We start from the raw sequence: 20993 nt of genomic DNA, 5'->3' as shown, positions 1-20993 counted from the left end.
CGGGCGCCTGATGGTGCGCTACGGCAAGGAGCGCGTGACCGCCGTGGGCATGGTGCTGCTCGCCGCCTCCGGGGTGGTGGCCCTGGGCGGGCTCGGGCTGTCCCACTTCTGGGGCTCGCTGGCGCTGCTGGGCATCGGCTGGAACTTCAGCTTCATCGGCGCGACGGCGATGGTCACCGACTGCCACACCCCGGCCGAGCGCAGCAAGGCGCAGGGAATGAACGACTTCTTCGTGTTCGCCGCCACGGCCGCCGTGTCGTTCCTCGCGGGCTCGATCCTGCACAGCTCGGGCTGGCAGGCGGTCAACTGGATGATCTTCCCGGCCCTGGCGCTGATCCTGGTGCCGCTGCTGTGGCAGGCCGCGCGAAAGCCGGCGCGGCCGGGTCCGGTCTGATCGGGCCGGTGCGGCAGGCGCTCCGCGCGGTGGGTCGCCTCGGCCGCTACAGCACCTGCTTCCACTGCCGCAGCTTCGACAGCGCGTCGTCGTAGGCGGTGGAGGTGAAGAACTGGATCTTGCGCCCTAGGGTCTTCATCGGGCTCACCGCGGGATCGAAAAGCGAGGCGTCCGAATGGTGCGCCACGCAATCGAGCACCCGGTTCTGCCCCTCCGTGAGCATGGTTGCCAACTCGCGAAGGTCTCTGCCCGCGAAACGGCGTTGGAAGCCGGCAGAAAGACGCTCGGCCCGCTGCGCCATCGCACTCGCCGAGTAAAAGGACGCCGAAGGTCCGGGCGTCCGATCGTGCGCGAACTGCAGGATCATCGTGTTCCAGACGATGACGTCCACCAGTACCATCGCAGCGTTGGTGTGCAGGCGCGGCTCCTGCCAGATCATGGCGGTGTGCCGGTAGTGTTCTGCGGAAACCGTGGCAGTTTCCACATTGAGTTTTCGGTGACTGGCGCGAACCTTGTCGAGGAGTTCCTGCTTCGTGGTTGGTAGCTTCATTCGGGATTTCGATTTCATCGAGACAAGGTTCGATAACCGGCGCGTCAGATATTCATCAAGTCACCAGCGCAATTGCCTTGGGTTCTGAGGAAAAGCGCTTGCCTCACCGCTGCGCGGGCGCCGCCGGGGGCTTGTGCATGATGAAGCGGGACATGACGGTGATTTCCTGTTTGCTCAGGACGCCCGATGTGCCCCAGTTATGGACGCCGGCCGTGCCGTGGGTGATGAAGGTATTGAGCGCGGCCTCGCCACGCGCCTGGGTAATTTCCGGCGTCAGCGGCTTGCCGGTGCCGCCCTCGCGCTGCGCGCCATGACAGACCACGCACCGTTGAAAATAGATTTCGGTGCCGCGCTGGAAATCCGCTTCGCTCATGTCCGGCGCACCGGGCGTCTTCACCATGCGCGCCGAGCTTGAATCAGCCGGTGTATCGGCAATTCGGTCGGTATTGACTGTTGATTTGGAGGGCGGTTGTTTCTCATCGGCCACGGCCAGTCCGCCATTCAGCACCGCAAGGCCTACCGCAACCGCAAGCGCTTTGCGCCGCCAAGTCTGGTTGTTCATGTTGGTTCCTCGAATTACGCAGGTACTCGAATGCTCCGTTCGAGAGTCGAGCCATCACCAACAGGGAAAATGCGAAGGAGGCGATCCGCCTTCGTTTCTTTCGTCTTCGCTGACGTGGCCCTGCGAAATGGTTTCTTTCGGGAAGGCGATCAGAGACCGCGGTCGGACAGCCACTTCTTCATCTTGGCGATCTCGCCTTCCTGGGCGCGGATCACATCCTCGGCGAGTTGGCGAACCTCGGCATCTGAGCCATGGGCGAGCACCACTTTCGCCATGTCGATCGCGCCCTGGTGATGCGGGATCATGCCGCGCATGAAATCTGTGTCCGCATCCCCCGTGAATTCGATGGTCATATCGCCGTGCATTTTGTCGTTGGCCTCTTGATAAGCCCGAATTGCCGGGTTATCGGAGGTCGCACTGGCGCCGTGGTTGGCGTGTTTATTGGTCGTCATGGATCTTCCTTTCATGGGTTCTATCGGTTCATATGGCGCATCGGCCCAGCGGGCGGGGACAAAAAGCGCATGCAAGAGCGGATAGGAGCTATGCCTGGTCTACGACTTCAAGCCTATTGTTTGCCACCGTTGTAAGGTCAAGTCTGCTCAGCAGAAACGAGCGGTCACGCCGTCTTTTTGCACCCTGTTGCAGAACGATCGACATTTTTTTGCTGCAGGGGCTTGACCTTCCAACCATGGGAATCCGTACATTGGATCCCATCAACCTCACATCAAGGAGTTTTTCATGAAGGTCAACAAGTTCAGCCTCTTGTTCATCGTCGGAGCGGTGGTGGTCGCCGCGGGCCTGGTGGCCGTCCAGAAGAAGGTGGACCCGTCGGGTGAGGCGGCGCAGGCCATCGCCAGCGGAGGTCACCAGGGGCACGCGATGCCGTCGAGTGCGTCGTCCACGGACAGTCCCTCCACGACCGCGTATCGTGCCGTGAACGACCAGATGCACGCCGGGATGGGGGCGCAGTTCACTGGCAACGCCGACGTCGATTTCATGCGCGGCATGATCCCGCATCACCAGGGCGCGATCGACATGGCGAAGGTGGCGCTGCAGCACGGCAAGGACCCGGAGGTCCGCAAGCTGGCCCAGGAGGTCATCTCCGCGCAGGAAGGTGAAATCGCCATGATGAACAAGTGGCTCGGCGAGAACGGCCAGCAGGCGGCGGCCGGCAGCTCGGGCGATGCCTCGACGGCCGCCTACCGTGCCGGCAACGACCGCATGCACGCGGACATGATGATCGACTTCAGCGGCGACGCCGATGTGGACTTCATGCGCGGCATGATCCCGCACCACCAGGGCGCGATCGACATGGCCAAGGTGGCGCTGCAGTACGGCAAGGACCCGGAGGTCCGCAAGCTGGCCGAGGAAGTCATCTCCGCGCAGGAAGGCGAGATCGCCATGATGAAGAGTTGGCTTGCCGCTCGGGGCAAGTGAAGGCGCGACCATGACCCAGGCCAGCACCCCGCACATCCTCATCTACAGCACTCCGACGTGCCCGGACTGCCGGGCGCTGAAGGAGTGGCTGTCCCAGCAGGGCATCGCGTTTGAAGAGCGCGACCTGACCGACCCGAAGATTTCCGCGGAGGCCAAGTCACGAACCGGCGTGCGCGTGGCCCCGATCACGATCGTCGGCAACGAGATCTTCTATGGCACCTTCGCAAGCCAGAAACCGGGGCTGATGAAGGCGCTTGGCCTTCAGTGAGCCGCTGAAGGAAGACCGTGGTCACGGGCGGAGCCGCCGGCGCGGACTCCGGCCGGACCCTGTAAGTGCGGTTGCGGACACACCTGCACGCAAAACCCGGGACCGGGGAGCATTCTTCAGCCGAAGGCACTCGGCGCTTTCGCCCCCGGGTCGTTGACATCACGAGAAGAAGCCTCATGCGATCGACATCTTCAGCCACGTCCCTGCGCGTCGCCATTTCCGAGGGCATCACAGTCGCCAACGACCTGCCGTTCGTCCTGTTCGGCGGCATTAACGTCATCGAGGATCTCGATACGACCCTGGCTGCGGCCGAGCACTTCGCGGAGGTGACGCGCAAGCTGGGAATACCTTTCGTTTTCAAGGCATCGTTCGACAAGGCCAATCGCTCGTCGATCCATTCTTTCCGAGGCGTCGGCCTGGACGAAGGGCTGGGGGTCCTCGATGCGGTCAAGTCGCGGTTTGGATGCCCGGTATTGACCGACGTGCATGAGGTTGATCAGGCGTCGCAGGTCGCTGCCGTCGCCGACGTACTGCAGGTCCCGGCCTTCCTGGCCCGGCAGACCGATCTAGTGGTCGCCATCGCGCGCACCGGGCGGGTGGTGAACGTCAAGAAGCCGCAGTTCCTCAGCCCCAGCCAGATCAGGCATGTCGTCCATAAACTGCACGAGGCCGGCAACCCGCGCGTCCTGCTGTGCGAGCGTGGCGCGCAGTTCGGCTACGACAATCTCGTCGTGGACATGCTGGGCTTCCGCGAAATGAGCGTTGCCAGCGGTGGCCTGCCGCTGGTGTTCGACGTCACCCATAGCCTGCAACGCCGGGAAGCGGGTGCAGTGGCTTCGGGCGGACGTCGCCAGCAGTTGCCCGAACTCGCGCGGGCCGGCATGGCGGTCGGCATTGGCGGTTTGTTCCTCGAAGCGCACGCCGACCCGGCGCATGCACGCTGTGATGGCCCCAGCGCACTGCCGCTGGATGCGCTCGAACCGCTGTTGCAGCAGGTCAAGGCGGTGGACGAACTCGTCAAGTCGTTTGAGCCTCTTTGCATCGACTGAAAGGGGCTGCACGCGCTAGGCGCTGCGCTTCGCGGTCTGGATCAGCACCACGCCGCCGAGGATTAGCGCCAGCGCCAGCAGTTCGATCCCGGAGACGTGCTCTCCGACCGCTGCGCCGATGACGACCGCGACGACAGGCGCGATGTAAGTCGCACCGGAGGCGCGCACCGGCCCGAGCTTCTGGATGATGTAGTAGTAGATCAGGAACGCCCCGCCGGTGCCCAGCATGCCCAGCCCGATGATCGCGCCCAGCATGGCGTGAACGTCCGCCGAGATCGCCGTGATGCCGTGGAGGTCAGTGAGGACCAGCAGCGTCAGCACCGCCAGCCCTGTCTGCCATGTGGCCAGCGCCAGCGGCGGCAGGCCCAAGGGAGAGAGGTAGCGCCTCGCATAGACGAAGGACGCGCCGAGGCTCAACGTTCCGGCGATCATCCAGAACACGCCAAGCAGCGAAACACCGTGCGCGCCCTCCCAGGGGCGCGCGCTCAGGACGATCCCCACAAAGCCCAGGGCGATGCCCGCTGCCATGCGTCCGGTCGGACGCTCTTCGCGCAGGAACAGGAAGGCACAGAGAAAGGTGAAGATGGGGATCGACCCGCTCAACAAGCCGGCGACGCTCGTGGGCAGCAAGGCGGTTCCGGCGACGAAACCGTAGTAGTAGAAGCTCGTCGCCAGCACCGACATGACCGCGAAATGCGGCAGAACGCGCCATTGCTCGCGGGTGATGACCTTGGCCCGCCAGGCCATGGCCGCCAGCGGCAAGAAGCCGAAGACCACGCGCATGAGGACCGTCTGCATGGGGGAGATCAGCTCGGTCGCCCATTTCATGTAGATGAAGTTCGTCCCCCAAATGAGACCGAGTGCGGCCAGGGCCGCATAAGCGCGAAGCATGGTGTCCCCCTGTGGAATAAAGCGTGGAGCGCGCCTCCTTCAAGAAAGACCGCTCGGATGCGCTGCGGCACGTGCCGAGCGAATCAGGTGAAAAATCGAAAGGTCAAGGATTGACCCATTGGCTACCGGCGAGCGCACCGTCCGCGCCATAGGCAAAGCACGCGCGCCGGTTGCCCTGTCGCTGCAACTGGAACCAGTCCAGTGCTTCCGCTCGGAACGTCACCACGCCGAAATGCGCCTTGCCATCCGCTTCATGCGCGGCCGCGCCTGGAGCGGCTTCGCGGGCCGCGTCAAACGCCAGCTCGTCACCCGGTGGACCGCCCGCATAGGTCTGCCGCGTCCACGCCGGCAGCGTCTGCCAGGCCCGTTCGGCCCGCTCACTGGCTGGCGCATGGAGTTCGGCCAGGCCCTGCAAGCGCAGTTGCAGCCGTGCCTGTGGGCAGAATCCCAGGGCCGTGGCCTGCGGGTTGGCGGCCAACTCGCGCCACTTGGCGCTGCGCACATCGGTGTGGATCTCCAGCAGCCGCCGCGCGACGTCGGCATGCCGAAGCACCACCATGCGCGCCTGCGGCCTGGAACTGGCATCCACCGAGCACAGGTTGATGTAGCGGAAGCCGTGCTGCGGGTCATCCGCTGCCGCGGCAAGCTGGACCCACGCCGCGGCGTCGATGCGCGCCAGCTCAGACGGCACGGGTGATGCCACCATCGACCCGGATGTTCTGGCCCGTGATGTAGCCCGCGCCGTCCGACACCAGGAAGGCGATCGTCGCGGCGATTTCCTCGGCCTTGCCGTAGCGGCGCATTGGCACGCTGTCGCGTCGCTCGTCGGTGCCGGGCAGGCTGTCGATCCAGCCGGGCAGGACGTTGTTCATGCGGATGTTCTTCGCGGCGTAGGTGTCGGCAAAGATTTTGGTAAAGCTCGCCAGCCCTGCGCGGAACACGGCCGAGGTCGGGAACATGTCGGAAGGCTCGAAGGCCCAGGCCGTGGAGATGTTGACGATGGCGCCGCCGCCCTGGGCCGCCATGATCGGCGCCACCAGGCGGGCCGGCCGCACGGCGCCGAGGAAATAAACCTCCATGCCCTTGTGCCAGTCCTCGTCGGTGATGTCGAGGATCGGCGCGCGCGGGCCGTGGCCGGCGGAATTGACCAGCGCGTCGATACGGCCCCAGCGCTCCATTGCCAGATCGACGAGGCGCTGCAGGTCGTCGTTCGACTGGTTCGAGCCGGTGACGCCCACGCCGCCGAGTTCCTGGGCCAGTGCTTCACCTTTGCCCGATGAGGACAGCACGGCGACGCGGTAGCCGTCCTGGGCCAGCCTGCGGGCTGCGGCGGCGCCCATGCCGGACCCGCCTGCGGTGATGAGTGCGACTTTTTCTACAGACATGAATAGCTCCAATATCTTGATCTAGTGCTCAATTATCCCAAGGCAACGGTAAAACTTCACGCGATGAATAAAAGCTGTAGCATGTAGAAAAACTACTGGATATGTCTTCGATGATCCCATCTCGCCGCAAGCTCCCGCCATTGAATGCGCTGCGGGCCTTCGAGGCGTCGGGCCGCAGGCTGAACTTCCGCGCTGCGGCCGAAGAGCTGGGCGTGACGCAAGGCGCCGTCGCGCAGCAGGTGCGTGCGCTGGAAGAACATCTGGGCATCGCGCTGTTTCAACGCCTCGCGCGCGGTCTGGCGCTCACCCCGCGCGGTGCGGCCTACCTGGTGGATGTGACCCGCGCTTTCGACACCCTGGCCGAATCGACCGGGCGGCTGCTGGTGCGTCCCGACATGGTGACGATCAGCGTGACGCCAACCGTCGCCGCCAAGCTGCTGATCCCGCGCCTGGCCGAACTGCAGGCCGCATTGCCCGAGGTGGACCTGCGCACGGTGGCAACGGAAGCGTTGTCGGACTTCGATCGCGACCAAGTGGACATCGCCGTGCGGATGACCCGCGGGCCGTTCCCGACAGACCTGGAAGCCCGGTTGCTGTTTCGGCAGGAGCTTGTAGCGGTGGCCAGTCCGCACCTGGCGAGCGGCCTGGCGCTTCCCTTGAGCCTGGAGCAGTTGCGAGCGCTGCCGCTCCTGCACGATTCCCACGATCACTGGCCGCAGTTCCTGAAAACCGGCGGCAAGCTCCCGGGAGCCGTGTTCAACCAGACCACCCTGGCGCTGGATGCGGCCCTGGCGGGCCAGGGGGTCGCCTTGGCGTGCCGTGCCTTCGTGGCTGCTGACCTTGATGCTGGCCGGCTGGTTCAGGTGACGGATGCGAGCGCGGTCATGGAGCCCGACTATTTTCTCGTCCGCAAACGGTCGCCGTCGCCGAGACAGGCGGTGGATGCGGTATGGGCCTGGTGCGCGACACGGTTGGTTCCCCTCAAAGGAAACCATCTGACTAGCAGGCGATAGCGCGCGAGCAAGGCTTCCATCCGCGCAGACAGCTCACGGGCTGGCTCATAGATACCGCGTGATTTCCTTGAACTCCGTCATGGCGTCGCGCTGTTCAGGTCCAAGGGGGCCGACCATATCCTCCAGGCAATGATCTAGATGGTCCTGGATCAGCGTCTTCTTGGCTTGCTGGATGGCCTTCTCCACAGCTTGAAGTTGTTGCGCGACGTCCAGGCACGGGCGTCCTTGTTCGATCATCTCCACGATGCTGTTGAGGTGGCCGCCCGCACGGCGCAGCCGTTTGATGATCGCAGGATGTGTCTGATGAACATGCATGATTGTCAACTTGATCGTATGCCCCCGGGGGGGATATGATATTGCCTTTGAGACATGAAGAACATCCACTTTTAGCATTCCAACCCTGATCCCGCATGTATGACCGCACTCGGCTCTTTGCAAAATGGGGCTCGCCCTTCCTACAGCGGCTGGTGTTGGTATTGCTGTTGGCCGGCGTGGTGCAGTCTGCCATCGGCGATTTCATGTCCCACGGTCTCGCCGAGCTGGCGTCGCTTACCCATCATCACCATGAGATCGATGTCGGGGAACTCGGGCAATCCAGTGACGAGGCTGAGAGCTTGGCCTTCGATCTCTCGCACCCCCACCACATCAACGACCACTCACACGAAAAGCTCCATAGTCCGGTCGCCGATCTCTCGACCTGGGTACAGCATGGGCTGGATCGGCTGATCTTCGCGCTGACGCTGCTGGTCTTCTTAATCGCGTACCGATTGGAACGCCCCCCTCGAATGGCCTAGCTCTCATGAGTGCGATGTGCTTTCCAGGCCCTCGCACTCGCCAGCCATTTTTCCATTCGTAGGAGTTCTCATGCACGACCGTTTCGATCGATCGGCGGATTTGCCATGCCTGTGGCGAAGCTGCCTGCCTTTCCTCGCACTTGTTCTTGGGGTCGCCTCAGAAAACGGAAAATAAAGCACGCTAAGCCGGTTGCAGCGGTCGTAGCGGCCTGAACTTGCCCGCGCCGATCTTGGCGCTGCTGCGCCAGAGGTAATCGCCGGTGAGGTTGATGTGCTCCCAACCGAGCGGCGACAGGTACTGCAACAGCGCGTCATCAACGGCATGGCCGTTGCCACGCAGCGCGTGCGCAGCCCGTTCCAGATAGACCGTGTTCCACAACACGACGGCAGCCGTTACCAGATTGAGGCCGCTAGCCCGGTAGCGCTGCTGCTCGAAACTGCGGTCGCGGATTTCACCCAGGCGGTTGAAAAACACTGCCCTGGCCAGCGCATTGCGCGCCTCGCCCTTGTTCAGGCCGGCATGCACGCGGCGGCGCAGTTCCACGCTTTGCAGCCAGTCCAGGATGAACAGCGTGCGCTCGATGCGGCCCAGCTCGCGGAGCGCCACGGCCAGGCCGTTCTGGCGTGGGTAGCTGCCGAGCTTTCGGAGCATCAGGGAGGCCGTCACCGTGCCCTGCTTGATCGAGGTGGCCAGCCGCAGGATTTCGTCCCAATGGGCGCGGACGTGCTTGATGTTGAGCGTGCCGCCGATCATGGGTTTCAGCGCGTCATAGGCGGCGTCGCCCTTCGGGATGTAGAGCTTGGTGTCGCCCAGGTCGCGGATGCGCGGCGCGAAGCGGAAGCCCAGGAGGTGCATCAGGGCGAAGACGTGATCGGTGAAGCCCGCCGTGTCGGTGTAATGCTCCTCGATCCGCAAGTCGGACTCGTGGTACAGCAGGCCGTCGAGCACGTAGGTCGAATCGCGCACGCCGACGTTCACGACCTTGGTGTGAAATGGCGCGTACTGGTCAGAAATGTGGGTGTAGAACGTCCGCCCTGGGCTGCTCCCGTATTTCGGGTTGATGTGGCCGGTGCTCTCGGCCTTGCTGCCGGTGCGGAAGTTCTGGCCGTCCGACGATGAGGTGGTGCCGTCGCCCCAGTGCTCGGCGAAGGGATGGCGGAACTGTGCGTTGACCAGATCGGCCAGCGCCGCCCCGTAGGTTTCGTCGCGGATGTGCCAGGCTTGCAGCCAAGCCAGCTTGGCGTAGGTCGTGCCGGGGCAAGACTCCGCCATCTTGGTCAGGCCCAGGTTGATCGCGTCGGCGAGGATCGTGGTCAGCAACAGGTTCTTGTCTTTGGCCGGGTCGCCCGATTTCAGATGCGCGAAATGCCGAGTGAAGCCCGTCCATTCGTCCACCTCCAGCAGCAGTTCGGTGATCTTGACGTGCGGCAGGATCATTGCCGTCTGGTCGATCAGCGCTTGGGCGGTGTCGGGTACCGCCGCGTCGAGCGGCGTGATCTTCAAGCCTGACTCGGTGATGATGGCGTCCGGCAGCTCGTTGGCCGTCGCCATACGGTTGACGGTGGCAAGCTGTGTTTCCAGCAGCGTCAGCCGGTCGTTCAGGTACCGGTTGCAGTCGGTGGCCACGGCCAGCGGCAATTCGCTGGCCTGCTTGAGGCTGGCGAATTTCGCGGGCGGCACCAGGTAGTCCTCGAAGTCCTTGAACTGGCGCGACCCCTGCACCCAGATGTCGCCGGAACGCAACGCGTTCTTCATCTCCGACAGCGCGCACAGTTCGTAGTAGCGCCGGTCGATGCCGGTGTCGGTCATGACCAGCTTCTGCCAGCGCGGCTTGATGAACTCGGTCGGCGCGTCGGCGGGCACCTTGCGGGCGTTGTCGCTGTTCATGCCGCGCAGCACCTCGATGGCGTCGAGCACGTCCTTCGCGGCGGGAGCGGCCCGCAGCTTGAGCACGGCAAGGAATTCCGGCGCGTAGCGGCGCAGCGTGGCGTAGCTTTCGCCGATGCGGTGCAGGAAATCGAAGTCCTCGGGCTGCGCAAGCTTCTGCGCTTCGGTGACGCTCTCGGCGAAGGCATCCCAGGACATGACGGCCTCGATGGCGGCGAACGGATCGCGGCCCGCCTGCTTGGCCTCGATCAGCGCCTGGCCGATGCGGCCGAACAGCCGCACCTTGGCGTTGATCGCCTTGCCGGACGCCTGGAATTGCTGCTGATGCTTGTTCTTGGCGGCGTTGAACAGCTTGCCCAGGATGCGGTCGTGCAGGTCGATGATTTCGTCGGTGACGGTGGCCATGCCCTCGATGGCAAGCGCCACCAGGGTGGCATAGCGTCGCTGCGCCTCGAACTTGGCCAGGTCGGCGGGCGTCATCTGGCCACCCTCACGGGCGATCTTGAGCAGGCGGTTCTGGTGCACCGACCGCTCGATGCCAGAAGGCAGGTCGAGCGCCTGCCACGCTTTGAGGCGTTCGATGTGTTCCAGCATGTGCCGCGAATTCGGTTTGACGGGCGATTGGCGCAGCCAGGCCAGCCAGGTCGTTTTGCCGTTGTCCCGACGCTTGAGCAGATCGTCGAGGCGGCGGCGATGCGCGTCCGACAGCGGTTCGGCCAAGGCATCGTAGATGCGCCGGTTGGCGCGGGTGATTGCTTCGGCGCTCGCCCGCTCGACGGCGTTGAGGGCAGGCAGAATGACCGACTGCTGCCGCAGGTGCTCGATCAAGGTGCTGGCCAGCACGATGCCCTTGTCGGTCTGCAAGGCCATCTCGGTCAGCAACTGGACGGCCTGCCGGTAGTGGCCCATGGTAAAGGGCTGGAAGCCGAACACCGTTTGCAGTTCGACCAGGTGCTCGCGCCGGGTCTGCTCCCGCTGCCCGTATTCGTCCCAGCTTTCGACGCTGACCTTGAGCTGGTCGGCGACCAGTTTCAACAAGGGCGGAAACGGCGGCTCATCGACGCCCAGGATGACACCAGGAAAGCGCAGGTAACAGAGCTGCACGGCGAAGCCCAGCCGGTTGGCCGGGCCGCGCCGCTGCCGGATGATGGAGAGGGGGTCGTTTGCGGGAGGGGGCGGAATCCTACGCTAAGGCTTTGGCCAGCGATATTCTCCGGTGAGATTGATGTGTTCCCATCCGAGCGGCGAAACATGGGCCAAGAGATCGGGCGATAGCAGCTTTCCATCGCGTTTCTGGTTTGCAACGACCTCGCCGAGCTTCATGGTGTTCCAGAAGATGATGATGGCGGCGAGCAGATTCATGCCGGCGATGCGGTAATGCTGGCCTTCGGCGGAACGGTCGCGGATTTCACCGCGGCGGTGGAAGCTGATTGCCCGCTTCAGCGCATGATGAGCTTCGCCTTTGTTGAGCCCGATCTGGGCACGCCGTTGGAGTTCGGCATCCAGAATCCAGTCGATCATGAACAGGGTGCGCTCGACGCGACCGACTTCCCGCAGGGCTGTCGCGAGCTCGTTCTGCCGCGGATAGGAGGCGAGTTTCCGCAGAATCTGGCTTGGCGCGACGGTCCCGGCAGCAATGGTGGCGGCGATGCGCAGGGTGTCGGGCCAATTGCGCTCGATCATGGCTTGGTTGACCTTTCCGCCGATCAACGCTCGCAGGTGCGCCGGGGCGGCCGACGGATTGAACGCGTAGAGCCGTTTGGATGGCAGGTCGCGGATGCGCGGAGCGAACCGGTAGCCGAGAATGGCACATGCGGCAAAGACGTGATCGGTGAAGCCGCCCGTGTCGGTGAACTGCTCGCGGATATGGCGTCCAGCATCGTTCATCAGCAGGCCATCGAGGATGTAAGGCGCTTCGCTTGCCGTTGCAGGAATCACCTGGGTTGCGAACGGCGCATATTGGTCGGAGACGTGGCTATAGGCTTTCAGGCCCGGGGTATTGCCATATTTCGCGTTGACCAGGTTCATGGCCTCACCTTGCTCTGTAGCGACGAAGAACTGTCCGTCGCTCGAAGCCGACGTGCCCATGCCCCAGAACCGGGCCATGGGTAACGCTGCCTGTGCCTCGACCACCATGGCCAGCGCCCGGTCATAGGCTTCGCCCTCGACATGCCACCGTCCAATGCGGATCAATTCCCAGAAGGTGTGGGTGTTTGTCGCATCCGCCATTTTGCGCAAGCCGAGGTTGATCCCTTCCGCCAAGATAACGTTCATTAGCCCGATCCGGTCAGCGCAGGGTGCTCCTGTGCGCAGATGGGTGAACGCTTCGGTGAAGCCGGTCGCCGCATCCACCTCCAGCAGGAGATCGGTGATGCGCGTGGGCGGGATCTGCTTGTAGAGATCGAGCACCAGATCTTCGGCGCCTGTCGGCGCGGCGGCTTCGAGTTTCTCGATATGCAGAACGCCGTTTTCAATCGACCCGCCCGGGATCGTGCCTGCGCGAGCGGCACGGCCAAGCTCGCGCAACCGCATGTCGAGGCGAGCTTGCCGGTCTGCCAGCCATTCCTCCGGCCGCAATGGCACAGCGAGACGACCGCCTTCCGCGATGGCTTGTGCCGGAACGAGTGCGTGTTTCAGATCGCCATAGCGCCGGGACCTAGTAAGCCAGACATCTCCGGAGCGGAACGCATCGCGCAGATGGAACAGCACCGCGATCTCCCATAGGCGAGCGTCGCCAGCCCTCTGGGCCCGAAGGTGGCGATGCCATTTCGAGCTGGGCCGCAAGAAGCTGGTCATCGCGGCATCGTTCAAACCGGTACGAAGGGCCGTCACCGCTTCCAGAAGCGGCAGTGCAACGGGCGCAGCTCGCAGATCGAGCAGGCGCAACATGCGTGGAGCGTATCGGCGGAAGCGGTGATAACCGTCGAGCACATGGTTGAGCGGATCGTCGGCCATGGTGGCGGTGAGCCTGGTTGCCATTGCAACAAGGGTTTTGAAGCCGTCCCACCCTGATCCGCTCGCGATGACGTCGCCCAGCGGCTGGCCATCATCCTGTGCATCGACCAGGGCGCCCCCGATCTCGGCGAAGGATTTCAGGGTGTCACGCACCACCCCCGCTTCGTCTGCGACCTTTGCATGGCAAATACGCTCCGAAGCACGGTAGAGACGGCCGACGATCCGGTCGTGGGTTTCGACCACTGCGTCGGCCAACATCGCCTGCCATTCCGAGACGCAAACAGCCAAGATCGCAAGCCGCCTGTCCTCCGGGAGATCGCGCATGCCGTCGGCATAATACCGTTCACCCTGCCTGCGCAGACGAGTCACCCGATGGGCAGGAACGCCGGCAAGCAGATCCTCGGGGAGATCGACGCGTTGCAGATATTCGAGCCGGTCGAGCAGCCGGTTGGCCGACGAAGAGTTCGAGCCAGGCTCGAACTGGCGCAGCCACACAAAACGGGTCACCCGATCATCAGCCGTCTCCTCGAGCAATGCCAGCAACTGTTCTCGGATCGACATAGGCAGACGAATGGCGATCCTCGTCTCGATGCGTCGCTCGGCATCGACGAGAGCCGCGGCACAAAGCCGCTCGATCGTGGATGTCGCGGGAAGGACAGTGCGGGTGCGTCGGCACTCGGCTACGAAGCGACGGGCGATATCCTCGTTCGACACCGCCATCTCGGCTTCTCGGAACAACCATTCCTTCAGCTCGCTCGCACCACGTCCGGAGAAGGTGCGGAAGCCGTAGAGCCCCCGTAACTCGGCAAGATGCTCGTGCCGTGTTTCCTCGCGGGCAGCATAGTCTACGAGATCGTCGGCACCCAGGCCAAGCTGCGCTCCGATAAATTCGATGACCTCTGCAGGGATCAGTTCGCCTGGAGCCAGCACCCGGCCGGGATAGCGCAGGACACACAATTGCAGGGCGAAGCCGAACCTGTTGTGAGCGCGCCGACGCAGCCTGATATGCCCAAGGTCTTCATCACTCAGCGTATAGTGCTTGAGCAAATCCGTCTGTGAAGTCGGCAAGCGCAACAGCGCGTCTTTCTGCCGATCGGTTAGAGTGACGCGACGCGGCATACATGTTCCTTTTTCAAAATCTGATAGCGTTCAAGACGCTTTGTTTATGAAGCTGGTTGAGATACATTTCCAGAGGTCAATGCAATCGTGGCCGAAGCGCCGCCTCAAACCAACGTTTGTGATACATGCTGATCGGATATGCCCGCGTCTCCAAAGCCGATGGCTCGCAGTCTCTCGACCTGCAGCACGACACCTTGCGCGCCGCAGGTGTCGAACGGGACAATATCTATGATGATCTTGCTTCCGGCGGTCGTGATGATCGCCCTGGCTTGACTGCCTGCCTCAAGTCATTGCGTGACGGCGATGTGCTGGTGGTCTGGAAGCTCGATCGCCTCGGACGATCGCTTGCCCATCTGGTCAACACGGTGAAGGAGCTGTCAGACCGCAAGATCGGCCTGCGGGTTCTGACTGGAAAGGGCGCTCAGATCGACACCACGACTGCGTCCGGTCGCATGGTGTTCGGAATCTTCGCCACCTTGGCCGAGTTCGAGCGGGATCTGATCCGAGAGCGCACCATGGCGGGTCTCGCCTCCGCGAGAGCGCGCGGTCGCAAGGGCGGACGAAAATTCGCGCTCACCAAAGCTCAGGTGCGTCTCGCGCAAGCCGCCATGGCCCAGCGCGATACTTCAGTTTCCGATCTCTGCAAGGAACTCGGCATCGAGCGCGTCACTCTCTACCGATATGTCGGTCCCAAAGGCGAGCTCAGAGACCATGGAAAGCATGTTCTCGGACTTACGTCGCAACTCGTTTCTTTTCGCAAGTTGAGCCACCTCCGCGCTTCATCAGAAAACTGAAGGAACCTCCATTGAATCGAACTAATATTTTTTTTGGTGAATCGCATTCTGACTGGTTGCCTGTCAGAGGCGGAGAATCTGGTGATTTTGTTTTTCGACGTGGTGACGGGCATGCCTTCGCGAAAATCGCACCTGCTTCCCGCCGCGGTGAGCTCGCTGGAGAGCGTGACCGCCTCATTTGGCTCAAAGGTCGAGGTGTGGCTTGCCCCGAGGTCATCAACTGGCAGGAGGAACAGGAGGGTGCATGCTTGGTGATAACGGCAATTCCGGGAGTACCGGCGGCTGATCTGTCTGGAGCGGATTTGCTCAAAGCGTGGCCGTCAATGGGGCAGCAACTTGGCGCTGTTCACAGCCTATCGGTTGATCAATGTCCGTTTGAGCGCAGGCTGTCGCGAATGTTCGGACGCGCCGTTGATGTGGTGTCCCGCAATGCCGTCAATCCCGACTTCTTACCGGACGAGGACAAGAGTACGCCGCAGCTCGATCTTTTGGCTCGTGTCGAACGAGAGCTACCGGTGCGGCTCGACCAAGAGCGCACCGATATGGTTGTTTGCCATGGTGATCCCTGCATGCCGAACTTCATGGTGGACCCTAAAACTCTTCAATGCACGGGTCTGATCGACCTTGGGCGGCTCGGAACAGCAGATCGCTATGCCGATTTGGCACTCATGATTGCTAACGCCGAAGAGAACTGGGCAGCGCCAGATGAAGCAGAGCGCGCCTTCGCTGTCCTATTCAATGTATTGGGGATCGAAGCCCCCGACCGCGAACGCCTTGCCTTCTATCTGCGATTGGACCCTCTGACTTGGGGTTGATGTTCATGCCGCCTGTTTTTCCTGCTCATTGGCACGTTTCGCAACCTGTTCTCATTGCGGACACCTTTTCCAGCCTCGTTTGGAAAGTTTCATTGCCAGACGGGACTCCTGCAATCGTCAAGGGATTGAAACCTATAGAAGACATTGCTGATGAACTGCGCGGGGCCGACTATCTGGTATGGCGCAATGGGAGGGGAGCAGTCCGGTTGCTCGGTCGTGAGAACAATCTGATGTTGCTCGAATATGCCGGGGAGCGAATGCTCTCTCACATCGTTGCCGAGCACGGCGACTACCAGGCGACCGAAATTGCAGCGGAACTAATGGCGAAGCTGTATGCCGCATCTGAGGAACCCCTGCCTTCTGCCCTTCTCCCGATCCGGGATCGCTTTGCAGCTTTGTTTCAGCGGGCGCGCGATGATCAAAACGCAGGTTGTCAAACTGACTACGTCCACGCGGCGATTATAGCCGATCAAATGATGAGCAATGCCTCGGAACTGCGTGGGCTACATGGCGATCTGCATCATGAAAACATCATGTTCTCCAGTCGCGGCTGGCTGGTGATAGATCCCGTCGGTCTGGTCGGTGAAGTGGGCTTTGGCGCCGCCAATATGTTCTACGATCCGGCTGACAGAGACGACCTTTGTCTCGATCCTAGACGCATTGCACAGATGGCGGACGCATTCTCTCGTGCGCTGGACGTCGATCCGCGTCGCCTGCTCGACCAGGCGTACGCTTATGGGTGCCTTTCCGCAGCTTGGAACGCGGATGGAGAAGAGGAGCAACGCGATCTAGCTATCGCGGCCGCGATCAAGCAGGTGCGACAGACGTCATACTAGATATCAAGCGACTTCTCCTATCCCCTGGGAACACATCAATCTCACCGGAGAATATCGCTGGCCAAAGCCTTAGCGTAGGATTCCGCCCCTTCCCGCAAACGACCCCGAGAGGTCGGTTTCGCTGAACGTGTAGTGACGGATCAACTCATCCTTGGTGTCCGGCAACGCCAGCAGGCTTTCGCGCTCGGCGGCGGACAGGATTGAACGACGTGGCATATTTACTGATCCGTTCTCAAGTATTGATACAGGGTTTCGCGACTGATTCCGAATTCACGAGCCAGCTTGGTCTTTTGCTCGCCAGCCTCGACACGTTGGCGCAGTTCGGCAATACGCTCAGACGACAGGGATTTCTTCCTGCCACGGTAGGCCCCGCGCTGCTTGGCGAGCGCGATGCCCTCGCGCTGCCGCTCGCGGATCAAGGCGCGTTCGAACTCGGCGAACGCGCCCATTACCGACAGCATCAGGTTCGCCATCGGCGAGTCCTCGCCGGTGAAGGTCAAATGCTCCTTAAGGAACTCGATGCGTACGCCGCGCTGGGTGAGGCCCTGCACCAGGCGGCGCAGGTCGTCGAGGTTGCGCGCCAGACGATCCATGCTGTGCACCACGACCGTGTCGCCTTCGCGCACGAAGGCGAGCAGCCGTTCCAGTTCGGGCCGCCGTGTGTCCTTGCCCGACGCCTTGTCGGTGAACACTTTATCCACCTGGATCTGTTCGAGCTGCCGTTCTGGGTTCTGGTCGAAGCTGCTGACGCGGACGTAACCGATGCGCTGACCGTGCAAGGTATCCTCCTGAGGGAAATGTGTCAGGAAGAAATCTATGACCCTTGACGGCGTATGTCAATCAATTCGGAAGGCAACTCTATTCTGACGATTTAGCGCCGGATGGTCTGACGCCAAGTTAGGGTATGCCTCAGTCTGACAGTGATGAGTCGCAGGCGTTCGGATCGGCATCGGTTTCGCTCCCGGTCTTGGCGCGCGCCTGGAAGCGCTGATAGCACTCCAGCCCGCAGAAGTGCTCGACGTATTCCGCGCCTTCCGGGGTGAAGGCGGCATCGAGCGGGATTTCCTTGCAGCACACGCAGCAACTGGTGGCAGTCGGATCATTTGCATTCATGGTGGCACCCCTCCATTGACTGACGAAGACGGCGAATGCCGCCGCCGGCATCGGCTTGGCGAACAGGAAGCCTTGTCCTGTGTCGCAGTCCGCTTGTCGCAACAAATCAAGACTCGCCGATGTTTCCACGCCTTCGGCCACTACTTCCATGCCAAGCCCATGCGCAAGCTGAATCACGGTGCGCACGATGGTCTGGTCGCGGTGGTCGTTGGCGAGTCCGGCGACAAACGATTGGTCGATCTTGAGCGTGCTGATGGGGCAGCATTTCAGGTGTTGCAGGCAGGAATAGCCGGTGCCGAAGTCGTCGGCGGCGAAGCGCACACCGATCTGTCGCAAAGCTTCCAGGGCGGGGAAGATCGCCGGATCACCGAACGCAACCGATTCGGTCAGCTCAATTTCAAGATACGCGGCGGGCAACCCGGCATCGGCCAGCACGCCCTTTACCCACTTGTCGAAATCTGGCCCCACTTGGCTCGCCGCAACATTGACGGCCAGCCGGAACGGTTGCCATGCCAGCACCCGCCAGTCGCGCATTTGACGGCAGGCTGCGCCCAGCACCCATGCGCCGATTTCCGGCATCAGGCCGGACGATTCGATCACGGGCAGGAACTGGCCCGGCGGCAACAGTCCGAGCGTCGGATGACGCCAGCGCAACAGGGCTTCCGCGCCGACAATCTGCTCACTGCGCAAATCGACAATCGGCTGGTAGTGCAGCTCAAGCTGCCCGCGCTCGACCGCCTGCGCCAGTTGCGCCACTGTCCATTCAATTGGCTGGGAAGCGCTCATGATCGACCTCTGAAGGCCCGCAGCAGCCGCGTCACAGACAGGACAAACAAGCCGGTCAGCGTGAGGGCTGCAATACCCCAGTGCTCGCCGATGAACGCGCCGGCCGTCGTGCCGGCCAGCACAATGGCGAGAATCGGCAAATGACAGGGACAGGTGAGCACCGCCAGCGCACCCCACAGGTAGCCGGTGAACGGCTTGTGTGTCTCGGTCGGCAAGCGCTCGGGGCTGTTCATGGCAGACTCTCCGCTTGCTGGGCCGGCGCGGTCGGCATCGCGGCCAACTGCACTTCCAGATCGGCCAACGCTTCGCGTCGGCGTTCGACGAACTGACTCAGCACGGCAAGCTGTGCGGCTGTTTCATCGCAGTCCGCCGCATCCAGCGCCCGGCACAACCGCGCCAATGCGTCCAGGCCGATGCCCGCCTCAAAAGCGGCCCGCACAAAGCACAGCCGCTGCAAGGCGGCGTCATCGAACAAGCCGTAGCCGCCCGTGGTGCAGGCGACTGGCCGCAGCAATCCGCGCAGCAGGTAGTCGCGCACGATATGCACGCTCACCCCGGCCTCAAGGGCCAGTCGGGACACTGTGTAGGCGTTCATCGAACACCTCCTTTTCCTTATCCGGCGCAGCAGGACAGTTGCTTCACGTCCTTGCTGAAGGTCTGCGCCGCGAGCTTCAAGCCCTCGACCATCGTTAGGTAGGGGAACAACTGGTCGGCTAGTTCCTGCACCGTCATGCGGTTGCGAATGGCGAGAACAGCCGTCTGGATCAGTTCGCCCGCTTCCGGGGCCACCACCTGTACGCCAATCAGCCGTCCGCTGCCTTCCTCGATGACCAGCTTGATGAAGCCGCGGGTATCGAAGTTGGCGAGCGCACGCGGCACGTTGTCGAGCGTCAGCGTGCGGCTGTCGGTTTCGATGCCATCGTGGTGCGCTTCCGCCTCGCTGTAGCCCACGGTCGCCACTTGCGGGTCGGTGAACACCACGGCCGGCATCGCGGTCAGATTGATGGCGGCGTCGCCGCCGGTCATGTTAATGGCCGCACGAGTGCCGGCCGCTGCCGCCACATAGACGAACTGCGGCTGGTCGGTGCAGTCGCCGGCCGCGTAGATGTTCGGGCTACTGGTGCGCATGCCCTTGTCGATGACGATGGCCCCCTGCGCATTGACGGCTACCCCCGCCGCTTCCAATGCCAGGCTGCGCGTGTTCGGTGTCCGGCCGGTGGCGACCAGCAGCTTGTCGGCGCGCACTTCGCCCTGTCCAGTGGTCAGCACGAATTCGCCGTCCACATGGGCGACTTGGCTGGCTTGCGTATGTTCCAGTACCTTGATTCCTTCGGCACGGAAGGCGGCTGTGACGGCCTCGCCGATGGCAGGGTCTTCGCGGAAGAACAGCGTGCTGCGCGCAAGGATCGTGACCTGGCTACCCAGCCGGGCGAAGGCTTGCGCCAGTTCCAGCGCCACCACCGACGAGCCGATGACGGCCAGGCGTTCGGGAATGGTGTCGCTGACCAAGGCCTCGGTCGAAGTCCAGTAGGGTGACTCTTTCAGGCCCGGAATCGGCGGCATGGCCGGACTGGCACCCGTGGCGACCAGGCAGCGGTCGAACATCACGACGCGCTCACCACCCTCGTTCAAACTAACGATAAGGCTCTGGTCGTCCTTGAAACGCGCTTCACCGTGCAGAACGGTGATGGCTGAATTGCCGTCCAGGATGCCTTCGTACTTGGCATGACGGAGTTCTTCGACACGGGCCTGCTGCTGGGCCAGCAGCCGCTCGCGCAAGATCGTCGGCGGTGTGGGTGGCATGCCGCCGTCGAATGGGCTTTCCCGGCGCAGATGGGCGATGTGGGCGGCGCGGATCATGATCTTGGACGGCACACAACCGACCTTGACGCAGGTGCCGCCGATGGTGCCGCGCTCAATCAGCGTGACCTGCGCGCCTTGCTCGACGGCCTTCAGTGCTGCCGCCATCGCGGCTCCACCGCTGCCGATCACGGCGACTTGCAACGGGCGCTCGCCGCCGCTGCCCTTGTCGGCGGCACCCATCCAGCCGCGCACCTTGTCGAACAGCCCAGTGCGGTTGTCGGTCGGCGGGGCATCGGCGAGCATCGCTTTGTAGCCCAGGCCAGCCACGGCGGCGGTCAGTGCGTCCGGCGCTGTGCCTGGATCAAGGGCGAGCTGGGCCGCGCCCTTGGCATAGGACACTATGGCAGATTGGACGCCGGGTACTTTTTCCAGCGCTTCCTTGACGTGCGCCGCGCACGAGTCGCAGGTCATGCCGGTGATTTTTAGATGGGTCATGCGACAGATCCTTTTTCGTTTGTGGTAGCAGACAAGGGCGTCAGAT

At 62.8% G+C, this 20993-nt stretch carries 22 protein-coding genes and 2 pseudogenes; 9 read left to right on the top strand and 15 right to left on the bottom strand.

Annotated elements, in window-relative coordinates:
• The coding region (locus tag N7422_RS04930; protein WP_279805445.1) for an MFS transporter at positions 1–394 on the top strand (394 nt) is incomplete at its 5' end.
• A 46-nt stretch (positions 395–440) separates the two neighbouring features.
• Here the strand turns inward: N7422_RS04930 and N7422_RS04925 are convergent.
• The 3 genes from N7422_RS04925 to N7422_RS04915 form a co-directional block, all read right to left on the bottom strand.
• On the bottom strand, positions 441–944 hold the full coding sequence (locus tag N7422_RS04925; RefSeq protein WP_126107549.1) for a ClbS/DfsB family four-helix bundle protein: 504 nt from the start codon (positions 942–944) through the stop codon (positions 441–443).
• A 103-nt stretch (positions 945–1047) separates the two neighbouring features.
• Positions 1048–1506 carry a cytochrome c gene (locus N7422_RS04920; protein WP_241235733.1) on the bottom strand — a complete coding sequence of 153 codons (459 nt, stop codon included), beginning with the start codon at positions 1504–1506 and terminating at the stop codon, positions 1048–1050.
• Positions 1507–1655: 149 nt separating this feature from the next.
• A complete protein-coding gene (locus N7422_RS04915) occupies positions 1656–1973 on the bottom strand; it encodes a DUF305 domain-containing protein (RefSeq protein WP_126107550.1) in 318 nt (105 codons plus the stop codon).
• A 271-nt stretch (positions 1974–2244) separates the two neighbouring features.
• Between N7422_RS04915 and N7422_RS04910 the strand changes: the two genes are divergently transcribed.
• From N7422_RS04910 to kdsA, 3 genes are all read left to right on the top strand, one after another.
• The gene (locus N7422_RS04910; protein WP_126107551.1) at positions 2245–2943 is read left to right on the top strand and encodes a DUF305 domain-containing protein; all 699 of its coding nucleotides are present in this window, start codon (positions 2245–2247) and stop codon (positions 2941–2943) included.
• A 10-nt stretch (positions 2944–2953) separates the two neighbouring features.
• The gene (locus N7422_RS04905) at positions 2954–3211 is read left to right on the top strand and encodes a glutaredoxin family protein (RefSeq protein ID WP_126107552.1); all 258 of its coding nucleotides are present in this window, start codon (positions 2954–2956) and stop codon (positions 3209–3211) included.
• Positions 3212–3387: 176 nt separating this feature from the next.
• Positions 3388–4260 (top strand): 3-deoxy-8-phosphooctulonate synthase, encoded by an 873-nt coding sequence (kdsA, locus tag N7422_RS04900; RefSeq protein ID WP_126107553.1) that lies wholly within the window; start codon positions 3388–3390, stop codon positions 4258–4260.
• Between the two features lie 15 nt (positions 4261–4275).
• On the opposite strand, the gene N7422_RS04895 is transcribed toward kdsA, so the two are convergent.
• The 3 genes from N7422_RS04895 to N7422_RS04885 all read right to left on the bottom strand — a co-directional run bounded on the left by N7422_RS04895 (position 4276) and on the right by N7422_RS04885 (position 6536).
• Positions 4276–5151: a DMT family transporter gene (locus N7422_RS04895; RefSeq protein WP_126107554.1), complete on the bottom strand. Its 876-nt coding sequence runs from the start codon at positions 5149–5151 to the stop codon at positions 4276–4278.
• 103 nt (positions 5152–5254) lie between these two features.
• The gene (locus N7422_RS04890) at positions 5255–5842 is read right to left on the bottom strand and encodes a pyridoxamine 5'-phosphate oxidase family protein (RefSeq protein WP_206437311.1); all 588 of its coding nucleotides are present in this window, start codon (positions 5840–5842) and stop codon (positions 5255–5257) included.
• Positions 5832–6536 carry an SDR family oxidoreductase gene (locus N7422_RS04885; protein ID WP_126107556.1) on the bottom strand — a complete coding sequence of 235 codons (705 nt, stop codon included), beginning with the start codon at positions 6534–6536 and terminating at the stop codon, positions 5832–5834. The genes N7422_RS04890 and N7422_RS04885 overlap by 11 nt, the downstream gene beginning before the upstream one ends.
• Before the next feature lie 110 nt (positions 6537–6646).
• Between N7422_RS04885 and N7422_RS04880 the strand changes: the two genes are divergently transcribed.
• Entirely contained in the window at positions 6647–7549 is a 903-nt protein-coding gene (locus tag N7422_RS04880; protein ID WP_126107557.1) for a LysR substrate-binding domain-containing protein, read from the top strand.
• Between the two features lie 45 nt (positions 7550–7594).
• On the opposite strand, the gene N7422_RS04875 is transcribed toward N7422_RS04880, so the two are convergent.
• Positions 7595–7864 (bottom strand): metal-sensing transcriptional repressor, encoded by a 270-nt coding sequence (locus tag N7422_RS04875; protein ID WP_126107558.1) that lies wholly within the window; start codon positions 7862–7864, stop codon positions 7595–7597.
• A 95-nt stretch (positions 7865–7959) separates the two neighbouring features.
• On the opposite strand from N7422_RS04875, the gene N7422_RS04870 reads away from it, so the two are divergent.
• A complete protein-coding gene (locus N7422_RS04870; protein WP_126107559.1) occupies positions 7960–8343 on the top strand; it encodes a hypothetical protein in 384 nt (127 codons plus the stop codon).
• Positions 8344–8524: 181 nt separating this feature from the next.
• Here the strand turns inward: N7422_RS04870 and N7422_RS04865 are convergent.
• A pseudogene (locus tag N7422_RS04865) lies at positions 8525–11386 on the bottom strand (Tn3 family transposase); the annotation flags it as partial.
• Positions 11387–11419: 33 nt separating this feature from the next.
• Positions 11420–14305, bottom strand: coding sequence for a Tn3 family transposase (locus N7422_RS04860; RefSeq protein WP_006473469.1), 2886 nt, complete (start codon positions 14303–14305; stop codon positions 11420–11422).
• 125 nt (positions 14306–14430) lie between these two features.
• On the opposite strand from N7422_RS04860, the gene N7422_RS04855 reads away from it, so the two are divergent.
• From N7422_RS04855 to N7422_RS04845, 3 genes are read left to right on the top strand one after another with little or no spacing between them, the layout of a single operon-like run.
• A complete protein-coding gene (locus N7422_RS04855) occupies positions 14431–15099 on the top strand; it encodes a recombinase family protein (RefSeq protein WP_023434504.1) in 669 nt (222 codons plus the stop codon).
• An 11-nt stretch (positions 15100–15110) separates the two neighbouring features.
• Positions 15111–15914: an aminoglycoside O-phosphotransferase APH(3'')-Ib gene (gene aph(3'')-Ib / locus N7422_RS04850; RefSeq protein ID WP_001082319.1), complete on the top strand. Its 804-nt coding sequence runs from the start codon at positions 15111–15113 to the stop codon at positions 15912–15914.
• Positions 15914–16750, top strand: a complete 837-nt coding sequence (locus tag N7422_RS04845) for an aminoglycoside O-phosphotransferase APH(6)-Id (protein ID WP_000480968.1) — start codon at positions 15914–15916, stop codon at positions 16748–16750. The genes aph(3'')-Ib and N7422_RS04845 overlap by 1 nt, the downstream gene beginning before the upstream one ends.
• A gap of 105 nt (positions 16751–16855) precedes the next feature.
• On the opposite strand, the pseudogene N7422_RS04840 reads toward N7422_RS04845, so the two are convergent.
• The 6 genes and pseudogenes from N7422_RS04840 to merA form a co-directional block, all read right to left on the bottom strand.
• A pseudogene (locus N7422_RS04840) lies at positions 16856–16966 on the bottom strand (DUF4158 domain-containing protein); the annotation flags it as partial.
• 2 nt (positions 16967–16968) lie between these two features.
• On the bottom strand, positions 16969–17529 hold the full coding sequence (locus N7422_RS04835; protein ID WP_003124096.1) for a recombinase family protein: 561 nt from the start codon (positions 17527–17529) through the stop codon (positions 16969–16971).
• Between the two features lie 130 nt (positions 17530–17659).
• On the bottom strand, positions 17660–18649 hold the full coding sequence (locus N7422_RS04830; RefSeq protein WP_010792470.1) for a DUF3330 domain-containing protein: 990 nt from the start codon (positions 18647–18649) through the stop codon (positions 17660–17662).
• The gene (gene merE / locus N7422_RS04825) at positions 18646–18882 is read right to left on the bottom strand and encodes a broad-spectrum mercury transporter MerE (RefSeq protein ID WP_003090697.1); all 237 of its coding nucleotides are present in this window, start codon (positions 18880–18882) and stop codon (positions 18646–18648) included. The genes N7422_RS04830 and merE overlap by 4 nt, the downstream gene beginning before the upstream one ends.
• On the bottom strand, positions 18879–19244 hold the full coding sequence (merD, locus tag N7422_RS04820; RefSeq protein ID WP_003090698.1) for a mercury resistance co-regulator MerD: 366 nt from the start codon (positions 19242–19244) through the stop codon (positions 18879–18881). Before merD ends, merE begins: the two co-directional genes overlap by 4 nt.
• A 17-nt stretch (positions 19245–19261) precedes the next feature.
• Entirely contained in the window at positions 19262–20947 is a 1686-nt protein-coding gene (gene merA, locus N7422_RS04815) for a mercury(II) reductase (RefSeq protein ID WP_126107561.1), read from the bottom strand.
• Positions 20948–20993 lie beyond the last annotated feature (46 nt).

It is taken from the genome of Pseudomonas sp. GD04091, assembly GCF_029836165.1.
Taxonomy (GTDB): Bacteria; Pseudomonadota; Gammaproteobacteria; order Pseudomonadales; family Pseudomonadaceae; genus Aquipseudomonas.
Note: the sequence above shows the minus strand (reverse complement) of the source record. Positions and strands in the feature narration are given on the sequence as shown.